We start from the raw sequence: 20,001 nt of genomic DNA on the forward strand, positions 1-20,001 counted from the left end.
GATCCGGTCACTTCGCGACGGCCGCGGCGACCTTGCTGATCGGCTCGGCGAGCGCGTTGATCCCGTCGGAGAGCTCCTTGAGCTCGGGCTTGCTCAACGCGGTGTGCAGCTTCCACCCGTCGCCGTCGCGGTGCTTGCCGAGCAGCGCCTCCACGTTGGCGAACTCGGTGTCGAGCTGCGTGACCAGCTCCGGCGAACGCTGTTGCAACGCGGGCCGGAGGGCGGACACGGCGGCCTTCGAACCCTCCAGGTTGGCGGCGAAGTCCCACAGGTCGGTGTGCGAGTAGCGGTCCTCCTCACCGGTGATCTTGCCGCTGGCCACCTCGTCGAGCAGTTCCTTGGCCCCGTTGGCGAGCTGGAGCGGGGAGAGCTTCTCGGCGTTGGCCTTGGCCACGATCTCCTTCACGTCGACCAGCAGCCGGTCGGCGATCGGGCCGTCCTTGCTGATGTCGCCGGACTGCCAGAGGTCCCTCTCGATGCGGTGGAAGCCGGTGAACTCCATCCCCTCCTCGACGACCTCCTCGCGGCCATCGATCTTGGGGTCGAGGTCGCCGAAGATCTCGGCCACCGGCTCGATCCGCTCCCAGTAGGTGCGGGCGACCGGGTAGAGCGCCTTGGACTTCGCGACGTCACCGGCCTTCACCGCGGCGACGAACTCTTCGGTCTTGGCGAGAAGCGCTGTGGTCTGGCTCTTGACGTAGCGCTGGTAGTTGGCGCTGGCGTCACCCAACGCGGCGTCGGCGGTGAGCGGCTGGGCGGACCCGCTGACCTTGAGCGCTCCCCGGATGCCCTTGCCGCTCATCCCCGGCTTGCAGGCCGTCTGGTACGTGCCGGCCGGCAGCTCGACGTGCAGCTCACGGCTGAGCCCGGGGGCGATGTTCTCCACCTCGCCCATCACCCGGTCGCCGTCGGCGTATACGTAGAACTCGGTCACCTTCGCGCCCGAATTGGTGATCTTGAAGGTGGCGGTGCCGGCGTCCAGGTCGGTCGTGCCGACCTCACAGGCGGTGTCGCTGGCCTTGACCACGATCGCACTGCCGGCCGCGGCCGGGTCACCCTTGTCGGAGTCGGAACAGGCGGCCAGACCGGCCGTTGCCAGCACGCCGGCGGCGGCCAGCGCGAAGAACTGGGTGGTACGCATCTGAACTGTCTCTCCTCGTGGGTCAGGCCCGCGGCGACGTGGACGCCGCCTCGGCCTCGGCCTCGGTGCCGGTGTCGGCCCCGCGCTCGGTGACGGTGGTGGTGGCGGCGGGTACCGGCTTACGCCGGGCCGGTCGCAGGAAGAGCAGGAGGACCGGTACGGCGTACGCGACCCAGGCGATCGTCTCCAGCACCGTGGGGGCGGGAGTCACGTTGAACATGCCGGCGAGCAGGTGGGCGTACCAGGTGGTCGGGTCGAGCACGCTGGTGATGTCGAAGGCCAGGTCGTTCAGGCCGGGCAGGACGTCGGCCTCCTGGAAGTCGTGGACGCCGTACTTGAGGATGCCGGCGGCGACCAGGATCAACAGGGCGCCGGTCCAGGTGAAGAACGTGCTGAGGTTGATGCGTACGGCGCTGGCGTAGAGCAGCACGCCGAGGACCACGGCGGTGACGACGCCGCCGATCAACGCGAGCAGCGGGCCACTGTCGCCGGCGGCTCCCTGGGCTGCCGAGTAGAAGATCAACGCCGTCTCCAGCCCTTCGCGGACCACCGCGAGGAAGGCCATGCCGGCGACCGCCAGGGACCCGACGGCCAGCGCGTCGGTGAGCTTGCCCCGCAGTTCGCCCGCGATGGTCCGGGCGGCCCGACGCATCCAGAAGATCATCCAGGTGACGAAGACCACGGCGGCGACGGAGGTGATCGCCTCGAACAGCTCCCGGTCCTCGGAACGGGCCAGCAGCGAGGTCGACGTGTACTCGATCAGCCAGCCGAAGAGCACCGAGAGCGCCACGGCCAGGCCGACGCCCGCCCAGACCTGGGGCAACCGGTCCCGGCGCTGCGATTTCACCAGGAAGGCGACGAGGATGCTGACCACCAGGGTGGCTTCCAGGCCTTCCCGCAGGCCGATCAGGTAGGTGGCGAACATCCGGGCTCCGAGTGATTAGGCACGCCTCAACTAACTTAGGGCAGGCATACCTTCCTCTCGCTCACGGCTCGCGTCAAGTCGTTCACGACAAGCTCACTCACCCCGTGACCAGCCTGTTCGCCCTTCGGGAGGCAGATCGCCCACAGCCGGCTGTGGGAGGATCCCGCCGTGAAGGGATTCCTGCCGTGGCTGACGGTGCTGGCCGTGGTGCTGCTGCTCAGCGCGCTACGCATGCGGGCGCTCGCCACCATCGTGTCGGTCGGGTGGCTGGTCTGGTGCGTCTGGACGTGGTTCCGCCCCACCCGGCGCGACCCCCGCTCCGGCTGAACGGGCGGCGGATACGACGAACCGGGCCGGCTGCGAACAGCCGACCCGGTCGGAGAACCGTCGATCAGTAGCGGTAGTGATCCGGCTTGAACGGACCCTCCGTGGAAACACCCAGGTAGGCCGCCTGCTCCTTGGTCAGCGTGCTCAGCTTGGCGCCGAGCGCGCCCAGGTGCAGCCGGGCCACCTTCTCGTCCAGGTGCTTGGGCAGCACGTAGACGCCGATCGGGTAGTCCTCGGTCTTCGTGAACAGCTCGATCTGGGCGATCGTCTGGTTGGCGAACGAGTTCGACATCACGAAGCTCGGGTGGCCGGTCGCGTTGCCCAGGTTCAGCAGACGCCCCTCGGAGAGCACGATGACGGCGTGGCCGTCGGCGAAGCGCCACAGGTCGACCTGCGGCTTGATGTTGATCCGCTCCACGTCGGAACGCTTGGCCAGACCGGCCATGTCGATCTCGTTGTCGAAGTGGCCGATGTTGCCGACGATGGCCTGGTGCTTCATCCGGGCCATGTGCTCGTTGGTGATGACGTCGAAGCAGCCGGTGGCGGTGATGAAGATGTCCGCCTGCTCGACAACGTCGTCCAGGGTGGCGACCTGGTAACCGTCCATCGCGGCCTGCAACGCGCAGATCGGGTCGACCTCGGTCACCACGACCCGGGCGCCCTGACCGCGCAGCGACTCGGCGCAACCCTTGCCCACGTCGCCGTAGCCCATGACCACTGCCATCTTGCCGCCGATCAGCACGTCGGTGGCGCGGTTGATGCCGTCGATCAGCGAGTGCCGGCAGCCGTACTTGTTGTCGAACTTGCTCTTGGTCACCGAGTCGTTGACGTTGATGGCCGGGAAGAGCAGGGTGCCCGCCCGGTGCATCTCGTAGAGCCGGTGCACGCCGGTGGTGGTCTCCTCGGTCACACCCTTGATGCCGGCGGAGATCCGGGTCCAACGCTGGCCGTCCTCGGCGAGCGAGCGGTGCAGCAGCTCGAGGATGACGGCGTACTCCTCGGAGTCGGCCGACTCGACCGGCGGGACCGCCCCGGCCTTCTCGAACTCGGTGCCCTTGTGCACCAGCAGGGTGGCGTCACCGCCGTCGTCGAGGATCATGTTCGGGCCCTGCCCGTCCGGCCAGGCGAGCACCTGCTCGGTGCACCACCAGTACTCCGGGAGGGTCTCGCCCTTCCACGCGTACACCGGGACGCCGGCCGGAGCCTCGGGCGTGCCGTCCGGGCCGACGACGATCGCCGCGGCGGCGTGGTCCTGGGTGGAGAAGATGTTGCACGACGCCCAGCGCACCTGCGCGCCGAGCGCGACGAGCGTCTCGATCAGGACGGCGGTCTGGATGGTCATGTGCAGCGAGCCGGTGATCCGCGCACCGGCGAGCGGCTGCGCCTCGGCGAACTCTCGGCGAATCGCCATCAGGCCGGGCATCTCGTGCTCGGCGAGCTGGATCTCCTTGCGCCCGAACTCCGCGAGCGACAGATCCGCCACCTTGAAGTCGCCGTCGGCGAGCGTGCTCGGCCGGGCCTCGGACGGCGTACCGCTGGCGGCCGCCGGGAGGGTGCTGGTCATGAAAGCTCCTGTCGAACGATGTCTGCGCCGACCCTCCACCTTACGCGCGTTGGCGACGGGCATCCGGGGGACCGGCCGCGGACAGCGCACGGGACGGTCGGTGGTGGACAGACCAAGCCGCCCACGTCCCGCCCGCCCCGTGCATCCCCCCGGTTTGGTTCCCCCGCACGTTCTCGGACCGTCGTCGCGATAACGCTGCGTACTCATAGAGTCACACTCAGGCAGGGCGACGTCAAGCTATTCCGGAAAAGTCGGACTTGTGTCGTGCCCCTGCGGTGTCAGCTCAGCCCCGACGTCGCCACGTACGCCTCCCCGACGCCGCCGATCCGCAGCGGCTCGCCGGCCGCCGTGCCGATCGCCGCCTGGCCGGACACGAGCGCCACCGCCCCGGCGCCATCGTCCACCGTGATCGAACCACCACCGCAGAGCACCACCCGAGGACCGGGCAGCGGCAGCGTGACAGTGGGCACAGCCGCGTCGACACGTACGTGGTGCAGCGCGAAGTCGTCCACCGGCACGGGCCACCAGGCCACACCCGGGGCCACCGGCTGCGCGGCGCGCACCGGATCGTCGAGCACCTCGAAGCGCAGCACCCGCAGCAACTCGTCGACGTCCACCCGCTTCGGGGTCAGACCACCACGCAACACGTTGTCGCTGGCCGCCATGATCTCCACACCACAGCCACTCAGGTAGGCGTGCAGGTTGCCGGCCGGCATCCAGATCCCCTCCCCCGGCACCAGACGCACGTGGTGCAACAACAGCGCCACCAGCGCGCCCGGGTCCGCCGGGTACGCCTTGGCCAACCGGTGGACCAGCTCCGCGTCCGGGCCGTCGGACGGCGAGGCCAGCACGGAACCCAACAACGCGGCGCGGTCGGCGACCGGCCAGCCGAGCAGCGTCCGCACCGCCGTGCGCAGACCCGCCGGCCCGGTACGCAACGCGGCGACCACCGGCGTCAACTCCGGTACGCCGAACGCGGCGAGCGCCTCGGCCGACTCCGCCGGGTCCCGGAAACCGCACAGCGCCTCGAACGGGGTGAGCGCGACCAGCAACTCCGGCTTGTGGTGCGGGTCGGAGTAGTTGCGTTCCCCCTCGGGGCGCCCCTCCTCCGCCGCATAACCGGCCCGGGCCTGTTCGGCGTCCGGGTGTGCCTGGAGGCTCAACGGCGCGTCGGCCGCGAGGACCTTGAGCAGGAACGGCAACCGGCTGCCGAACCGCTCGGACACCCGCTGGCCGAGCCACTGCCCCGGCTCGTCCCGCACCAGGTCACAGAGGCTCACCCGCAGGCCGGCACGGGCCACGCTGGCCGGGGCGCCCGGGTGGGCGCCCAACCACAGCTCGGCCTCCGGCCCCTCGCTGGGTACCGGCCGCCCCTGAAGGAGCGCGATGGCGGAACGGGAACCCCAGGCGTAGTCGCGGATCGGTCCGTACAGCGGCTCCACGTGTCAGCCCCCGGCCCGCCCGGCCGCCTCGCCGGACGCACCGTCGACCTGCGGCACGGCGGTGTCGGCCGCAGCGCCGGTGCCGGCGTTGGCCGCGGCGACGCTGTAGACGTCCGGCTCCAGGTAGATCACCCGGGCGATCGGCACCGCCGCGCGGATGCGCGCCTCGACGGCGTTGATCCCGCGCGCCAGGTCGTGGGCGCTCTCCCACTCCGGCACAGCGATCTTGGCAGCCACCATCAGCTCTTCCGGACCCAGGTAGAGCGTCTTCATGTGGATGATCCGCTCCACCTCCGGGCCGTCGGTGACGGCCCGCTCGATGGCGGCCAGCTCGGACGCCTCGGCACCCTCACCGAGCAGCAGGCTCTTCGTCTCGATGGCCAGCACGACGGCGATGACGACCAGCAGGATGCCGATCATCGCGGTGCCGGCGGCGTCCCAGCGGCCGTTGCCGGTGATCAGCGTCATGCCGACGCCGAAGAGCGCGAACACCAGACCGACAAGCGCGCCGAAGTCCTCCAGCAGCACCACCGGCAGCTCCGGCGCCTTGGCCCGGCGGATGAACCGCACCCACGACTGGTTGCCTCGGGTGTGGTTGGACTCCTTGATGGCGGTCCGGAAGGAGAACGACTCCATGGCGATCGCCACCACGAGCACCACCACCGGCAGCCAGTGCCAGGACTCGATGCCGTGCGGGTCGTGCCACTTGTGGTACGCCTCGTACAGGGCGAACAGGCCACCGATGCTGAACAGCACGATGGACACGATGAACGCGTAGATGTAGCGCTCCCGGCCGTACCCGAACGGATGCTCCGGGGTGGCTGCCCGCTTCGCCCGCTTACCGCCGAGCAGCAGCAGGCCCTGGTTGCCGGAGTCGGCGACCGAGTGGACCGCCTCGGCCAACATCGACGAAGAGCCGGAAAGCAGGAACGCAATGAACTTGGTGACGGCGATGCCGACGTTGGCCAGGAGGGCGGCGACGATCGCCTTCGTCCCACCGTTGGCGCTCATGCCGCCGCTCCGCTTCGCCGCACGAAGCCGACCGGTCCGCGCATGACGCGCCGCCCCCGAGGTCCGTTCACTGGTTCGACAGCTCCTTCATTTCGGTGATGGCCGGAACGGCCATCGGGTCCAACCCGTGTGCCAGAGCGAGGTAGATCGAGGCGAAATCCGGGACCGCGACCAGCGAGGCCAACCGCTCCAGGGCGGAGCCACCCTCGGCGGTCACCACGTCGCACCGCACACCGCGACGCTCGGCGAGGGTCTGCACCGCGTCCGCGCGGCGCTCCTCGACGGCGAAGGGTTCGTCGGTGTCGTCCTCGGCGTTGAGCCCGCCGTCACGCAGCAGCACCAACCGCAGCCGGGTGCCGTCGCCGTCGTCGTCGGTCGGGTCGGCGAAGATGTCGCGCTCCCCCTCGGCCAGGCCGCCGAAGACACCGTCGAGCAGCCCGACCCGGCCCCGACCGGCCTCACCCAGCGCCCCGGTGACCACCGGGTAGCGGGCGTTGGCGGACAGGGTGTCGCCGAACCGGCGGGCGGCCACCGTCGCCAGCGGGGACGAACCCCAGACGATCGGAATCGACCCGGCCAGCCCCAGGGCCAGCGACTTGGCCGGGTTGACGAACGACTCCGCGGCGGACCGACAGCGGTCGGCGTCCGCGTCCAGTCGGGCCGCGGTCTCCGCCAGGTCCGCCTCGTTGACCTTCACGAGCCCGAGGGAACGGGCGGCGAGCAGGACCGGCACGGTGAGCGCCCAGAGGCTGGCCCGCGCCGGCGCACGCCGGGGCACCGGGATGAACGGCGCCCGGGCCTGCTCGGCGATCGACTGCAACTGCGAGTCGGGGGCGCCCACGGCGACCAGTCGGGCACCGCGCCGGTGCGCGGCCTCCGCCGCGCCGAGGGCCTCCGGGCTGCGGCCCGACGCGCTCACCGCGATCACCACGTCGGCCGCGCCCACCCAGCCGGGCACGCCCGCGCTGCGGTGCGCGATGACCGGGACCGGGCAGCGAGGTCCGGCGACAGTGGCCAGCACGTCACCGGTACGCCCCGCCGTGCCGATGCCGGCGATGACCACGGCCCGGGGCCGCCCGTCGTCGGCGAGCACCGACAGGTTCGCCTCGGCGGCCAGGGCGGCGCTCTCGCGCACCTGCGCGCCGGCCGACGCCGTGTGCCGGAGCATCCCGCCCGGATCGTGCTCGGCCAGCGCCTCCGGGTTGTCGAGCAGGGCCTCGTCGGCGTCGCGACGTCCGCTGACCCCGGCCGTACCGTCGATCATGAGGGCTGCCCTCCAGGGCCGCCGCGCGCCTCGTCGAGCAGCAGCACCGGCACGTCGTCACGGACCTCGAAGATCCGGCCGCACTCCGTGCAGGTCAACGTCTGCGCCTCGGCATCGTAGGTGAGCGGGGCGTGGTGCGTGTCCGGACAGGCGAGAATCTCGAGCAACTGCGGATCCAGGGCCATGGCACGGCTCCTTCCACGTGTGCGGCTTCACCGACGGCGGTGCCGACCGGCGCAGGCGATCTTATCGGCGAACGCGGTCGAGCACGTCGTCCCGGAGCGAGACCATCCGATCACGGGAGGGCGCCTCGACGTTGAGACGCAGCAGCGGCTCCGTGTTGGACGCACGCAGGTTGAACCAGGCGCCGTCGGGGAAGCGCAGGGTGAGCCCGTCCATCTCGTCGGCCACCGCGTCGGGGTACGCGGCCCGCACCTCGGCCACCGCCGCCGCCTGGTCGGTCACCGTCGAGTTGATCTCGCCGGAGGCGATGTAGCGCTCGTACTCGCCGGCGAACACGGACAGCGGCAGCGACTGCTCGCCCAACGCCGCCAGGGTGTGCATCGCCGCGAGCATGCCGGTGTCGGCGAACCAGAAGTCGCGGAAGTAGTAGTGCGCGGAGTGCTCGCCGCCGAAGACGGCGTTGGTGCGGGCCATCTCCGCCTTGATGAAGGAGTGCCCGACCCGGGCGACCACCGGCTGCCCGCCGTGCTCACGGATGATCTCCGCGACCGCGCTGGAGGTGATCAGGCCGTGGATCACCGTGGAACCCGGGTGCTTGGCCAGCTCACGCGCGGCGACCAGCGCGGTGATCGCCGACGGTGAGACCGGCTCACCCCGCTCGTCCACCACGAAGCACCGGTCGGCGTCGCCGTCGAACGCCAGCCCGATGTCGGCTCCGTGCTCCACGACCGCGCGCTGGAGGTCGACCAGGTTCGCCGGGTCCAACGGGTTGGCCTCGTGGTTGGGGAAGCTGCCGTCCAACTCGAAGTAGAGCGGCACGATCTCCAGCGGCAGCGGTGACAGGGCGGCGTCACCCAGCACGGTCGGGACGGTGAAGCCACCCATCCCGTTACCGGCGTCGACGACCACCTTCAACGGCCGGATGCCCGAGAGGTCCACCAGCTTGCGCAGGTAACCGGCGTACTCGGGGAGCAGGTCACGCCGCTCGGCCGGCCGGGTCGGCTCACCGGCCGGACGCGCTTCGCCGGAGTCCAGAAGGGCCTGGGCCCGGTCCCGGATCTCCGCCAGACCGCTCTCCTGCCCGATTGGACGGGCACCGGAACGGCACATCTTGATGCCGTTGTACTGCGCGGGGTTGTGGCTGGCCGTGAACATCGCGCCGGGAAGGTCGAGCGAGCCGGAGGCGAAGTAGAGCAGGTCGGTGGAGGCGAGTCCGATCTCGATCACCGAGCGCCCCTCGGCCCGTACGCCGGCGGCGAACGCGGCGGCCAGCCCGGGCGAGGTGGCCCGCATGTCGTACCCGACGACAACAGCGTGGCCCGGCTCGTCGGTGGAGTCGAGCAGTTGGGTGAACGCCGCCCCGAGCGCCTCGGCGGCTCGTTCGTCCCACTGGTCCGGTACCGTCCCTCGAACGTCGTACGCCTTAACGATCTGGGACAGATCAGACACGTGTTCCACTCCTTGGCCGCAAATAAGACACCGATCCTGAGCCTAACGGAGGCACCGGTTCGTGCCTCGCTCAGCTGGGGAGCCGAGGAATGAAGACCGTGTGGCCGCCCTCGTCGGTGGGCGGCTTCCCGGTTTGCGGCCCGCCAGGCATCGGCTGCGTCGCATCCGGCACCGCACCGGCACCGGCCGACGGTGCACCGTAGACCCCACCGGTGGCGGGTCGCGGCGACGGCACCGCCCCCCAGCTCGGAGCTGGAGGCTGCTGGCCGTACACCTGACCTGGGCGACCGGGCGCGGCCAGGAGCCCACCACCGGCGCGGTAGGTGGTGCCGCCGGGGTTGCCCGGCAGCGCGGCCGGCGACTCGTCGGACGGCTTGCGGTCCTGCCGCGACCGACGCAACAGCAACACGACGAGCAGCAGACCGACAGCCACCATCACGATGCCGAAGAACATCACCGGTGACCCTCCGCCGGACGACTCCGCGGCAACCGGCTTGGTGTCCGGCGCGTTGGACACCAGGGCTGCCGGATCCACCGCCTCGTCGACCGTCGCGACGTCGGTGGGAGTCGGGGTGGGGGATGCCGTCTTCGACGGCGTCGGCGACGGGGTCACCCGCGCACCGGTCACCCGGGCCGCGTCGCTGTGGCTACCCAACGTCTGCCCCTCGGCGCTGAGGCCGACGCCGGTCACGACGAGCCGCCCCCCGGGGGCGCCCGCGGCGATCGCCACCCGGTACCGCACCGTGATCCCCTTGCCCTTGCACAGCCTCGGCTTCGCGGGCGACGTCTGCGCGGTCTGCACCGTGCCACTGCTGCCCGACACGCCCACCGGAAGCCAGCGCCCGTCCGCAGCGACCTCGACAGTCACCTGGTCCGGCTGAAGACCTTCGAGACGCAGACCCAACGCCGTACGCAGCAGAACGCACCCGTCGGTGCGCTTGCGGACCGCGACGTTCACCCCCTGCGGCGAACCACCGGCGGCGAAGCTGCTGGCCGCACCGACCCGGACCACGTCGCTGTCGGCAGACGCCGGCGACGCGCCGAGCAGCACCAGGCCGCCCACCAGAGCGCAGACCGCCGCGAGTCGCGTCGTGCGTCGACGCACCGTCATGATCACCTCGCCGTTCTCCCCGGGTGGGGTCCGCGGGACAGGCTACTACCGGCCCATCAGGGCCGCCGGTCATAGAGCGGCCCGGATGTGCGCGGCGTTACGGTTTACGACCCCGTTTGCGACCCGGCCCGTCGACCTGCGGAGAGGATCAGCATCGCCGCAGTTCGCCGCATGTGGAGGGCACGCTCGGGCAGGGTGGGTCGGCCTGCGCTGTGCGCGCTCGGGCAGGGTAGGTCGGCCTGCGCTGTGCGCGCTCGGGCGCGGGCGGGTCGCCCCGCGCTGTGCGCGCTCGGGCAGGGTGGGTCGCCCCGCGCTGTGCGCGCTCGGGCAGGGTGGGTCGGCCTGCGCTGTGCGCGCTCGGGCGCGGTCGGGGGCCTGCCGCACGCTGGCGCTCGGTTCAGCCCGCGCGGGCGTTCGGGCAGGGTCAGTCGACTTGTCGGGCCTGGGCCTCGGCGAGGGCGTCGCGGCTGAGGCGGTCGGCGGTGCGGGTGGTCTCCGGCAGCCGGTAGCGCGGGGTCAACGCGAGCACCTGCGCGGTCGCGTTCTCCAGGCTCATCCGATGCCCGACGCTGACGAAGACCGGCTTCACGCCGTCCTGGGTCCGCAGCACCCGGCCGACGACGTCGCCGCCGTCGCGGAGCGGCGACCAGGCACCCCGCTGGTCGGCCGGCGGATCCCACGTCCCGACCAGTGGCGTCTTCCCCACCCCGATCGCGGGCAGCCCGGTGACCACCCCGAGGTGACAGGCGAGACCGAACCGACGCGGATGGGCGAGACCGTGCCCGTCGCAGACCAACAGGTCCGGCACCACGGTCAGGCGGTCCAGCGCGGCGAGCAGCGCGGGCAACTCACGGAACGCGAACAACCCCGGCACATAGTCGAACGCGGGCCGTCCCACGCTGACCGCGGAATCAACCACCTCCAACGTCCGGGCGTCCAGCACCGTCACGGCCGCCGCCAGAAGGTCACCACCCTGGGAGTACGCGACATCCAGGCCGGCCACCGTCGCAGGTGCGCTCGGCCCCGGCCCGACCAGGTCGACCAGCGGCCGCAACTCCTCCTGTACGGCCACCGCCTCCGCCACACTGCCCGGCCCCACCGGCTGAGTGCCGATCTCCTGTCCCCCGGCCGTCGCCGGGCGTGCCGGCCCTGCGCCCCCCTCCGACCCTGCCGGCAGTGCGCCCCCTTCCGACCGTGCCGGCCCTGCGGCCCCCTCCGACCCTGCCGGCCCTGCGTCCCCCTCCGACCCTGCCGGCCCTGCGGCCCCCGCCGACCGTGATCGACTCCGTTTCGCCGAAACCGGGGTATCCCGCAGCCGTGGATACCCCGTTTTCGGAGAACCGGAGTCGATCACGGTCGGTGCCAGCCGTCGGTGCCGACGGCAGAGGCGCTACCGCCCGTTTCACCCTTGATTGACTGATTGCCGGGGTTGTCCTGGGTGGATGGATCTGCCGGGGCATCCTCGACGGAGGGCTTCCGGCGATTTCTGATCACGCCGAGGCCGACCGCGAAGGCAACCCCCAGGGCGACGCCGAACGCCACCCCGCCCTTCGCGCCGAACACGGGGATGCCGATCGCCAAACCGATCGCTATGCCAACCGGCCATGCCCAGAGAGTGGACCAGGTGCTCTTTGAGCCGGATCTCGCCATGCGTCGATCTTATTCCGACAGACCAAATTCCACGCCCACCCTGCCCACTGACCGGGCCGCCTCGATCCACCGGCCGACCCCGTAGGCACCGCTACCGGCCGCGAGCCCGGCCGCCTCGTCCAACGACTTCGCGTCACCGCCGAAGACCGCCTGCTCGTAACGCTCCCCCGCCCGCACCAAGCGAGCATCCGACCCTTCGGCCGTCACCGGCCCTGCCTCTCATAGATGCACTCGCGGAGCAACGCCTACTCCACTCTCGCGATATCCGGGTCCGCGCCGAGGTCACCGGCCGCGCGGAGCTGCTCCTCGAACATCACGAACGTCCGCTTCCGGATCCCGTGAATAAGTGCTCGCTCCTTTGTCGTGAGGTGTCGGTCTTCGGCCTTCGCCACATCCCTGACCGCCTGCACCGTCTCGTAAAGCGCGAAGATCGGGCCGTCACCTTCGAGGTAGTGAGCCCGAAAACGCTCCACCTCCTGCACGAACTCATCAGAGCTACGACGAAAAACTTCGCCGCCCACACCGAGGGTGATCTCGGTGAAGATTTCGTTCTCCTCCTGCCAGCCCCCCGTGTCAATAGATACACGCCACACTCTGGCGCCCCCATCCGGCGTTGCCACGATCTTCACAGGAGACTGGTAATAGAGGTAATAGGAGGGAAGCGAAAGACCCTCGGCCATCAGGCATTCCCCTCGAAAGTTGACTGCAGTGCCTGCCAGAACAGTTGCTGCTCGCGACGACGGATGCCCGCTGTGATTGCTCGCTCGCTTGCCGTCAAGGTTCGGCCCCCGATCCCAGCGAGGGCTTCCACGTCGCGACGCACCTCGTAAAGCACATGCTCCCAAACGGCAACCGCGTCGAGGGCCTCCAGGTGCAGTCGGAACTCAGCTAGATGCCCGTTGCTCATCTGGAGCACTAGCTGCACATCGCGGTAACCGCTGTCCCGCGGCGAGATGAAGCGATCGTCATAGCCTCTGATCACCGCAGCAGGGTGGTCACGCAGCCGTTCGAGCGCCGCGTAGAGGTCTTGAAGGCTCCGGAACTCGACTTTGGCCGCCGCCAGGTCGAGCAACTTGGACGAATCGCCCTGGTGCTTGTCCACCTTGTCCTCGGCTCGACGGCGGTCCTTTGGTTGCGAACGCCAGCCGGGCTCACCGACACGGTGATCACCCACCTGGGCCAGGGACACTGCCAACTGGTTCAGCTCCGCCTGCGCAACGACGGCTGCCGCGTAGAGGCCGTTCAGGTAATGCTCGCGATAAGAGGGGTCAGCCTGACGACGCTTGTCGAATCCCGGCTGGGTCACCGGATCATCCGGCAGTTGGATGCTCGCGCTGATCCGCCGCTGCTCATCTGTGAGCGGTGTCGGCTGTGGCTGGTCCGCTTCGTTGTCGGTCGCCGCCTCCAGCCCCACAGCACTCTGCTGGGCGACGTCGTCCACCACCTCCGCGAGGACGTCGATGGCCTGTTGATGATCGGCCAGGTGGTAGAGGGTCATCGGGCGCGCGGTCAGGGAGTTCGCCAGTTCGGGTGTCGACAGGATCAACCGTGCCAGATCCGGGCGCCGCATCAACTGCCTGGTCAGGTGCCTGGCAAGGTCCGGTTCGTTCGCGGGTGGCTGCCGGTAGGCGCGGTCGAGCATGTCGCGGACCCGGCTGTCGGCAAAGAGCCGCGCAACATCCCGAGCCGACGCCTCGTCCAGATCCGGCTGTAGACGACGGAGCGCCGATGGGTCGGCCGCTGTCGCGAACTCGGCCGGACTCACTCCAGCCGCGAAGATCTCATCCAGGCTGCCGGCCGCCAAGATGACGCCGGTCGGGCCAACGCTCGGGGAGGGTTGGCCCCGGTCAGTGCTGGACGAGGCGTCGATGGGCTCCCCGCCCGGCGAGGGCGACGCTGAGCCAGGGCCGTCCAGGAGCAGGTACATCCGATTGACGTACGGGTCGCCGTGGCCGCCGCTGTCGTACGTCGGCGGGTGGTCCGGGAGGTCCGGCCGCTCGCTGAAGCGGCCCCGGGGCAGCCCGCCGAGCGGCATTGGTCGGCCGTCGCCGCCCAGCACCAGCGCGTCGATGCCGACCACGTCGGGGTACAACGGCCGGTCCCGGACCACGCCGGTCTGCGGGTCGACGTAGAGGACCGTGCCGTTCTGGTTGAGCGCCACCCAGGCGTGCGAACCGCCGTGCGCCCACTCGGTGACCAGGAACGCGTAACTGCCGTGGCCGCCGAGGAGCAGTTGGTCCCGCAGGTTGCGGTACCCGCGGTCGGCCGCCTGCCGTGCCTGCTCGGCGTACGTGCGCTGGTCGGCCGGGGCGAGGAGTTGCTGGAAGCGCCCTCCGGTGATGTCCTCGACCCGGCCTGGGCCGCCGGCCTCGCCGCGGATGGGTCGACGGATGTCACCGTCCAGGTAGCCGTCGAAGGTGCGGGGCGCGGACACCCGGGGCCGCCCGTGGACCCAGGTCTCGAACAACGACAGCGTGCAGTCCAGGCAGTTGATGCCCCGGGTGGCGTCGGCGGCGGGACCTCCGTCGTTGAGGAGCCGGAACCAACCGCCCCGACGGGGGTCGGCGGTGCGGGTGATGGTGCCGTCCGACTCGCGGGGCATTTGCCGTTCGACGTCGACCTGGTGCAGGGCGAGCGGCGGGCGAAGCCCTCCGGGCTGCCCGTACGGCCGGGAGTCGTCGATCGGTGGAGGATTGTCGTCGCCGGTGAGCCGGGACGGGCCGGAGGTCTCCACCGCGCCGAGCGCGAGCGCGCCCACGTCCCGGTTGGCGTGTTCGAAGGTGGCGGCGTCGATGTCCACGACCGGCGGTGCCGTGGTGCCGGCGAGCACCGCGTCTGCCAGGTCACGCCATTGCGCGTACGCGCGTGCTTCGTCGTTCGCGGCCCGCTGCCAGCCGTCGGCCCACTGCCGGTGACCTGCCTGGTGCAACTGTCGGGCGTAGGTGGCGTACTCGATTGCCCTGCGATCGTGCTCCGCGGCCCGGGCGCGCAGCCGGGTTGCCTCTGCCTGGCGGCGGTTGTGCTCGTAGCCGGTCCGCTGCGACTCGTAGTGGCCCTGGTACCGCCGCCGCTCGGCGGCTTCGGCCTCGGCTGCCCACTGCGCGGCGTAGAAGTCGTCGGTCTCCGTCGCCGACACGACCGGGTCGCCGAAGACCAGGTCGAGGGGGATCGACGCCCTGCCCCGGGCCGGATGCTCGGGTGCTGGGGCCGGTGTGGTCGCGCGGGACGGTACGGCGGAACGGCCCATCACTGTCGGAGTCGTTCCGACCAGTGGGGCAGCGGTGGCGCCCGGCAGCATCGCGCCGGGGGTGGTGGTCGGTGTGGGCGCGCCGGTCGACGGGGACCAGGCGACCGGTCCGGCGGTGTGCGGTGGGCTCGCGGGCTGGCTCGGCGTGACACCGGTGGCCGGCCCACCGACCGGCTCGACGGTGCCCGCCACGGGCGCGGCAACCGACGACAGCCTCGAATCACCGGCCACCGACGACAGCCTCGGATCGGTTGCCACCGACGACAGCGTCGGATCGGTTGCCACCGACGACAGCCTCGGATCGGTTGCCACCGACGACAGCGTCGGATCAGCGGCCACCGGCGGCAGCGCCGGGTCGGTTACCACCTGCGGCAGTTTCGAGCCGGCGTCCATCGGGGACAGCGACGGATCGGCTGCTACCTGCGGCGCTCGGGCGGCGTCCACCGACGACAGCACCGAGTCAGCAGCCACCGTAGGCAGCGCCGGATCAGCAGCCACCGTAGGCAGTGTCTGACCGGCCGCGACCGGTTCTGCGATGGCCGCGTCCGTCAGGGAAGGTGCGTTCGTCGACGACATCGGTTCGGGTGCGCGCAGCGGACCGTCGACGGCGTCCACGCCGGAACTGGCATCCACCGTCGGGGACGCCGAGACGTGCACGTCGGCGACAGCCTGCGGGTCGGCGCGTAGCGGGGCCACGTCGTTCGCCGGTGTGGCCTGCACCGGAACGACCGCAGACATTCCAGCCGAACTCGCCCCGGAAGAAGGGGACCCGAGCGCCGCCACGGACGGCAGTGACGGGCCGACGATTGAGGCCCCGGCGAGGGCGTTGGTCTGTGCGTCGAGCCGGGCGCGTAGCGCGTGGTCGGTCTGGCCGGTCACCGAACCGGTGGCTCCGGACGCGGCGGCGCGTGCCACGTCCTCCACCGACGTCAGACCCTGGCCGGTGGCCAGGCTGGCAGCGCTGTCGGCGAGCACCTCGCCGGTCATCTCCCGCCCCAGGTGTTCACCGACTCGGGCCGCTCGCCCCGTCGCGTGCCGGCCGAGCCCGGCGAGCGGCGCGACCGCCCCGCCGGCGAGCCCGCCGACCGCCGACGCACCGAGGTCGGTCAGGTCCAGGCCGTGCGCCCGCCCGGTGGAGTTTTGGTACGCCTGGGTGGCCAGCGTGACGCCGCTCTCCTCCGCGGCCTCTTCCAGCCCTTCGCGGGCGGCCCGCTTGGCGAGCCCTCGCACCCCGTCCCGGGTGACCTCCTTGGCGGCTCGCTCGCCGGCCTCCCGGAGCCCGTGTTTGAGGGACTTGCTGGCCAGTTGACTCATCAGCCGCTTGATGATCTGTTGGACCAGCAGCCGCGTCGCGCCGATCGCCGCGCCAGCGGCCGGGGTGGCGGCACCGGCGGTCAGCACCGCCACTACCGCCACCGAGAGCAGCTCGATGACCAGGATGCCCAGTTCGATCCAGACTTCGAGCTTGGCGCCCTCGATGTCGCACCCGCATTCCTCGACCAGCCGGCCGAGGTCGGCGGCGACCGCGAGCAGCACGGGCAGTGGGGCGTCGGGGTTCTCGGCGATGCCTCGCCAGGCAGCCTCGAATGCGGCGTCGACGGCCCCGACCCCGCCGTAGCCGTTGCGCACCTCGACGGCGGCCGCGGCGGCGTCGGTCTGCGGGCCGGCGAGCACGGACGCGACGTCGTACCACCGGTCGGCGACGTCCCAGACGGCCCGCTCGTCGCCCTCCGGCCACTGCACACCGACCACCCAGTCGAGGGCCTCGTAGATCCAGCCTGGAACGTCCCAGAGTGCGAGGTCCAGTGGGTGCGGAATCGGGCTGGGCAGCACGCTCATCGGGTCTCCCAGGCCGTCAGGGCTGGTCGGTGAGCCGGCCGAGGCGGGCGGCGTTGGCCCCGTCGGTCTGCACGCTCGCGTCGACCGCGCGCACCACGTCGCCACCCAGCTCGGTGAGCCGGTGCCCGACACCCGCCCAGGCCCGCATGACGGTCTGCTCGATCTCGCGGTAGTTGCGCTCGAACGCGGCACCGATGTCGTCGCGGCCCCACGGTCTCGCACCGCTGGCGGTCTCGATCGCCCCACCCTCGGCCGCTCGGCGGGCCGTCACCGCCTCGCCGGCGAGCCCCAGGTCGGCACCACCCCGACGCGCCCGGGACGGATCGAGCCAGAGCTGACCGTCGGTCATTCCTTCACCTCACGCCTGCCGAGCACCGCGTCGGCGCGGCCGAGCAGGGCCGCGTAGTCACCGGTGCGGAGGAACTCCACCGAGCCCGATCCGGCCGGCATGCTCTCGGCGACGAGGTCGCGGGTGGCGTCGGCGGCGGCGGTCGCGGCAGCGCGGACCGTTTCGGTGATTTTTCGGCCGAGTGCCGCGGCGTCGCGCTCGCGGTAGACGGTCGACGCCAGCTCAACCTGGACCAACTCGCCGCGAGCGCCCACTGTGGCGGTGACCTGACCGTCGGCCGACCGTCGGGTCACCCGAAGCTCGGCGAGCCGTGTCTGCAGGTTGTCCAAACCGGACCTGAGCTGCTGGTATTGCCCGTACACGTCGTCGAATCGGGCTCGTAGCTCGCGGTTGGTGTGCCGGTCCACCTGTTCGCTCACCGCCACTCCTCCCGTCACCGTCGGTAGAACCGCACCATACCGGCTGCCATCGATCCGTGTAGTCCGGTAGTTTCAGAGCGTGATCGACCGCCAGCAGGCCGAACAGCTCGCCGCCACCTGGGCACGCCGCGACTCGCGGCGCCTGGGCCACGAGTGCACAGCGATGGTGGACGAGTTCGACCTCGGCTACGTCATCACGTCCGTTGTGGCCACCGAGGTGCGGACGGTCCCCGGGGACCTGCCGACGACGGTCATCGACAAGCAGACCGGCACCGTGACCACCTGGCCACGGGTGCCGAGCGACGTGGTGGCGGAGTTGTACCGGCGCAGCCAGCCGTCCGGCCCGACCGCTCCCCGCACCGTCGACCCGTCGAGCCTGCTGGTCCGGGAGATCCACCGGGTGGCCACCCCGAACACGTCCGCGCACCTGACCATCGACGGACGGATCTGGACGGCGGAGGGCGCGAAGGGCGACGTCCCGCTGAATCATCACCCGCTGGTCCGCAGCTATCTGGACGAGCTGCCCCCGGGCGATCTGGTCCGGGGCGGGGAGGCTCACGCCGAGCTGATCGTCGTCTCCGACGTGCTGCACGAGTACGACCACCGCAGGGCCGCCGAAGGCATCGCGCCGATGGGTCGGGCCGAGGCGGCGGCACTGTTGGAGGCGGCCCGGTTCGAGATCTTCCGGATCCGGGAGCCCGGCGATCCAGCTGGTGGCCCCGCCGAGCTGCCCTGCGAATCGTGCATCACCTTCCTGATCCGCGCCAACGTCCTGCCGGAGTCGGCTCGGGCGTACACCGAGACCTGGCGTGCTCCGGCGGCGACCGATCCCGACCCCGGTCGCTTCCCGGCGGAGGTCGCCAACGCGCTGGTCGCAGCCGGCTGGCGACCGCATATCGGAGACCAGATCATGGCCGCCGCAGCCGTGCGGGACGTGACAGCGGTGCCGGGGGCGACCCACCAGCACACGGTCTTTCCGGCGGCAGTGGAGGCGCTGACCGCGTTTCCCAGCCTGGTCGGCGCTCGGCGCGGCCGGGGCGAACAGGTGTGGATCTCGCGGTTCGACATCCGGCCGCACATGATCGCGCACACCGCCGACACGCTCGCGGACTTCGGCGCGGTGCTCGGCGTACGCCTCTTCCCGATCGGCACCGAGCAGCAGGACAGCATCCTGGCCGTCGACGAGCGGGGGCGGGTCTTCGCGCTCGACCAGGCCGGCGAATGGTTCCTCGGCGACACCATCGACGCCGCACTGACCACTCTGCTGCTCGGGCGTGCCCCGGCTCGCCTCCGCGACGACGGCACCTGGCAGGCGGACGAAAGGCCTGTTTCATAGGAACGCCCTTATGAAACAGGCCTTAGGGCGGGGCCCGGTGCACGGGCCCCGCCTCCGAAATCAGCGAAGCACCTCGACAGTGTTGCGCCGCACCAGGTTCTTGCCCGGCTCGCGGATCTGCTCCATGGCGGCCGAGTTGAGCAGCACGCAACTGCCCGACGGGCCGGTCACCGTCACGGTGGTCGCCCGGTTGTTGTCCAGGTTGGTCACCCGCAGCCGGGTACCCACCGGGAACTGCCCGCTGGTGGCCCCCGGTCCGGCGGCCTCCTCGAAGAAGGTGATCGCACCCGAGCACGCCGACCGGGGTGCCGGGCCGGATGCGGCGGGCGACGCGGCACCGGGGCGTACCGTTCCGGGTGCCGGCGCGGCGGCCGGCGGCGCGGCACCGTCGAGACGCTCCACGACGTTGCGGCGGATGACGTTCTTCCCGGGCTCCCGGACCAGCTCCATGGCGGCGGCGTTGAGCAGCACACAACTGCCCGACGGGCCGGTCACCGTCACGGTGGCCGCCCGGTTGTTGTCCAGATTCGTCACCCGCAGCCGGGTCCCCACCGGGAATCGGTCGCTGGTCGCCGCGGGCGCCCCGCCCTCCGCGGAGAAGGTGACCGAGCCGGAGCAGACGGACGACCGCGTCGGGGAGGTGCCGGCGAACCCCAGGTTGGTACCGACCGCCACACCCGCTGCGGCGAGCACCGCCACGCTCGCCGCCAGCACGTGCTTGCGCTGCACCCTCATCGCCGTCAC

The 20,001-nt window shown here is 71.1% G+C and carries 19 protein-coding genes; 2 read left to right on the forward strand and 17 right to left on the reverse strand.

Going from position 1 to position 20,001, the window contains the following annotated elements:
- Window positions 1–7: 7 nt before the first annotated feature.
- A complete protein-coding gene (gene efeO, locus O3438_RS17830) occupies window positions 8–1,141 on the reverse strand; it encodes an iron uptake system protein EfeO (RefSeq protein WP_269681028.1) in 1,134 nt (377 codons plus the stop codon).
- 22 nt (window positions 1,142–1,163) lie between these two features.
- Complete coding sequence (gene efeU / locus O3438_RS17835; RefSeq protein WP_269681029.1) at window positions 1,164–2,066, reverse strand: iron uptake transporter permease EfeU; 903 nt, start codon at window positions 2,064–2,066, stop codon at window positions 1,164–1,166.
- Window positions 2,067–2,234: 168 nt separating this feature from the next.
- Between efeU and O3438_RS17840 the strand changes: the two genes are divergently transcribed.
- Window positions 2,235–2,393 (forward strand): hypothetical protein, encoded by a 159-nt coding sequence (locus O3438_RS17840; RefSeq protein WP_167524990.1) that lies wholly within the window; start codon window positions 2,235–2,237, stop codon window positions 2,391–2,393.
- 64 nt (window positions 2,394–2,457) lie between these two features.
- Here O3438_RS17840 and ahcY read toward each other — a convergent pair whose 3' ends face one another.
- From ahcY to O3438_RS17910, 14 genes are all read right to left on the reverse strand, one after another.
- Window positions 2,458–3,957, reverse strand: coding sequence for an adenosylhomocysteinase (gene ahcY, locus O3438_RS17845; RefSeq protein ID WP_269681030.1), 1,500 nt, complete (start codon window positions 3,955–3,957; stop codon window positions 2,458–2,460).
- Window positions 3,958–4,235: 278 nt separating this feature from the next.
- On the reverse strand, window positions 4,236–5,399 hold the full coding sequence (manA, locus tag O3438_RS17850) for a mannose-6-phosphate isomerase, class I (protein WP_269681031.1): 1,164 nt from the start codon (window positions 5,397–5,399) through the stop codon (window positions 4,236–4,238).
- A 3-nt stretch (window positions 5,400–5,402) separates the two neighbouring features.
- On the reverse strand, window positions 5,403–6,410 hold the full coding sequence (locus O3438_RS17855) for a cation diffusion facilitator family transporter (RefSeq protein WP_269681032.1): 1,008 nt from the start codon (window positions 6,408–6,410) through the stop codon (window positions 5,403–5,405).
- A gap of 67 nt (window positions 6,411–6,477) precedes the next feature.
- Entirely contained in the window at window positions 6,478–7,674 is a 1,197-nt protein-coding gene (locus O3438_RS17860; RefSeq protein ID WP_269681033.1) for an SIS domain-containing protein, read from the reverse strand.
- Complete coding sequence (locus O3438_RS17865; protein ID WP_088986235.1) at window positions 7,671–7,859, reverse strand: Trm112 family protein; 189 nt, start codon at window positions 7,857–7,859, stop codon at window positions 7,671–7,673. Before O3438_RS17865 ends, O3438_RS17860 begins: the two co-directional genes overlap by 4 nt.
- Before the next feature lie 61 nt (window positions 7,860–7,920).
- The gene (locus O3438_RS17870) at window positions 7,921–9,306 is read right to left on the reverse strand and encodes a phosphomannomutase/phosphoglucomutase (protein WP_269681034.1); all 1,386 of its coding nucleotides are present in this window, start codon (window positions 9,304–9,306) and stop codon (window positions 7,921–7,923) included.
- A gap of 70 nt (window positions 9,307–9,376) precedes the next feature.
- A complete protein-coding gene (locus tag O3438_RS17875) occupies window positions 9,377–10,417 on the reverse strand; it encodes a hypothetical protein (protein ID WP_269681035.1) in 1,041 nt (346 codons plus the stop codon).
- A gap of 424 nt (window positions 10,418–10,841) precedes the next feature.
- Window positions 10,842–11,531, reverse strand: a complete 690-nt coding sequence (nfi, locus tag O3438_RS17880; protein ID WP_442929728.1) for a deoxyribonuclease V — start codon at window positions 11,529–11,531, stop codon at window positions 10,842–10,844.
- Window positions 11,532–11,767: 236 nt separating this feature from the next.
- Entirely contained in the window at window positions 11,768–12,067 is a 300-nt protein-coding gene (locus O3438_RS17885) for a hypothetical protein (RefSeq protein WP_269681037.1), read from the reverse strand.
- Window positions 12,068–12,076: 9 nt separating this feature from the next.
- Window positions 12,077–12,244 (reverse strand): hypothetical protein, encoded by a 168-nt coding sequence (locus O3438_RS17890; protein ID WP_269681038.1) that lies wholly within the window; start codon window positions 12,242–12,244, stop codon window positions 12,077–12,079.
- Between the two features lie 68 nt (window positions 12,245–12,312).
- Complete coding sequence (locus O3438_RS17895) at window positions 12,313–12,747, reverse strand: hypothetical protein (RefSeq protein ID WP_269681039.1); 435 nt, start codon at window positions 12,745–12,747, stop codon at window positions 12,313–12,315.
- Window positions 12,747–17,153, reverse strand: coding sequence for a toxin glutamine deamidase domain-containing protein (locus tag O3438_RS17900; RefSeq protein WP_269681040.1), 4,407 nt, complete (start codon window positions 17,151–17,153; stop codon window positions 12,747–12,749). The genes O3438_RS17895 and O3438_RS17900 overlap by 1 nt, the downstream gene beginning before the upstream one ends.
- A gap of 16 nt (window positions 17,154–17,169) precedes the next feature.
- Window positions 17,170–17,502 (reverse strand): hypothetical protein, encoded by a 333-nt coding sequence (locus O3438_RS17905; protein ID WP_269681041.1) that lies wholly within the window; start codon window positions 17,500–17,502, stop codon window positions 17,170–17,172.
- Window positions 17,499–17,921, reverse strand: a complete 423-nt coding sequence (locus tag O3438_RS17910) for a YbaB/EbfC family nucleoid-associated protein (RefSeq protein ID WP_269681042.1) — start codon at window positions 17,919–17,921, stop codon at window positions 17,499–17,501. Before O3438_RS17910 ends, O3438_RS17905 begins: the two co-directional genes overlap by 4 nt.
- A gap of 79 nt (window positions 17,922–18,000) precedes the next feature.
- On the opposite strand from O3438_RS17910, the gene O3438_RS17915 reads away from it, so the two are divergent.
- On the forward strand, window positions 18,001–19,257 hold the full coding sequence (locus O3438_RS17915; RefSeq protein WP_269681043.1) for an SUKH-3 domain-containing protein: 1,257 nt from the start codon (window positions 18,001–18,003) through the stop codon (window positions 19,255–19,257).
- A 60-nt stretch (window positions 19,258–19,317) separates the two neighbouring features.
- Here O3438_RS17915 and O3438_RS17920 read toward each other — a convergent pair whose 3' ends face one another.
- Window positions 19,318–19,992 carry a hypothetical protein gene (locus tag O3438_RS17920; RefSeq protein WP_269681044.1) on the reverse strand — a complete coding sequence of 225 codons (675 nt, stop codon included), beginning with the start codon at window positions 19,990–19,992 and terminating at the stop codon, window positions 19,318–19,320.
- Between the last annotated feature and the right edge of the window lie 9 nt (window positions 19,993–20,001).

The sequence above is a fragment of the Micromonospora sp. WMMC250 genome (assembly GCF_027460215.1).
Classification (GTDB): Bacteria; Actinomycetota; Actinomycetes; order Mycobacteriales; family Micromonosporaceae; genus Micromonospora; species Micromonospora taraxaci.

What these genes read in the sequence shown, in the direction of transcription:
- O3438_RS17875 (WP_269681035.1), bottom strand. Translation starts at nt 10,417, where the DNA reads ATGACGGTGCGTCGACGCACGACGCGACTCGCGGCGGTCTGCGCTCTG.
- O3438_RS17905 (WP_269681041.1), bottom strand. Translation starts at nt 17,502, where the DNA reads ATGACCGACGGTCAGCTCTGGCTCGATCCGTCCCGGGCGCGTCGGGGT.
- O3438_RS17855 (WP_269681032.1), bottom strand. Translation starts at nt 6,410, where the DNA reads ATGAGCGCCAACGGTGGGACGAAGGCGATCGTCGCCGCCCTCCTGGCC.
- efeU (WP_269681029.1), bottom strand. Translation starts at nt 2,066, where the DNA reads ATGTTCGCCACCTACCTGATCGGCCTGCGGGAAGGCCTGGAAGCCACC.
- ahcY (WP_269681030.1), bottom strand. Translation starts at nt 3,957, where the DNA reads ATGACCAGCACCCTCCCGGCGGCCGCCAGCGGTACGCCGTCCGAGGCC.
- O3438_RS17885 (WP_269681037.1), bottom strand. Translation starts at nt 12,067, where the DNA reads ATGGCGAGATCCGGCTCAAAGAGCACCTGGTCCACTCTCTGGGCATGG.
- O3438_RS17895 (WP_269681039.1), bottom strand. Translation starts at nt 12,747, where the DNA reads ATGGCCGAGGGTCTTTCGCTTCCCTCCTATTACCTCTATTACCAGTCT.
- O3438_RS17860 (WP_269681033.1), bottom strand. Translation starts at nt 7,674, where the DNA reads ATGATCGACGGTACGGCCGGGGTCAGCGGACGTCGCGACGCCGACGAG.
- efeO (WP_269681028.1), bottom strand. Translation starts at nt 1,141, where the DNA reads ATGCGTACCACCCAGTTCTTCGCGCTGGCCGCCGCCGGCGTGCTGGCA.
- O3438_RS17900 (WP_269681040.1), bottom strand. Translation starts at nt 17,153, where the DNA reads ATGAGCGTGCTGCCCAGCCCGATTCCGCACCCACTGGACCTCGCACTC.
- O3438_RS17865 (WP_088986235.1), bottom strand. Translation starts at nt 7,859, where the DNA reads ATGGCCCTGGATCCGCAGTTGCTCGAGATTCTCGCCTGTCCGGACACG.
- O3438_RS17920 (WP_269681044.1), bottom strand. Translation starts at nt 19,992, where the DNA reads ATGAGGGTGCAGCGCAAGCACGTGCTGGCGGCGAGCGTGGCGGTGCTC.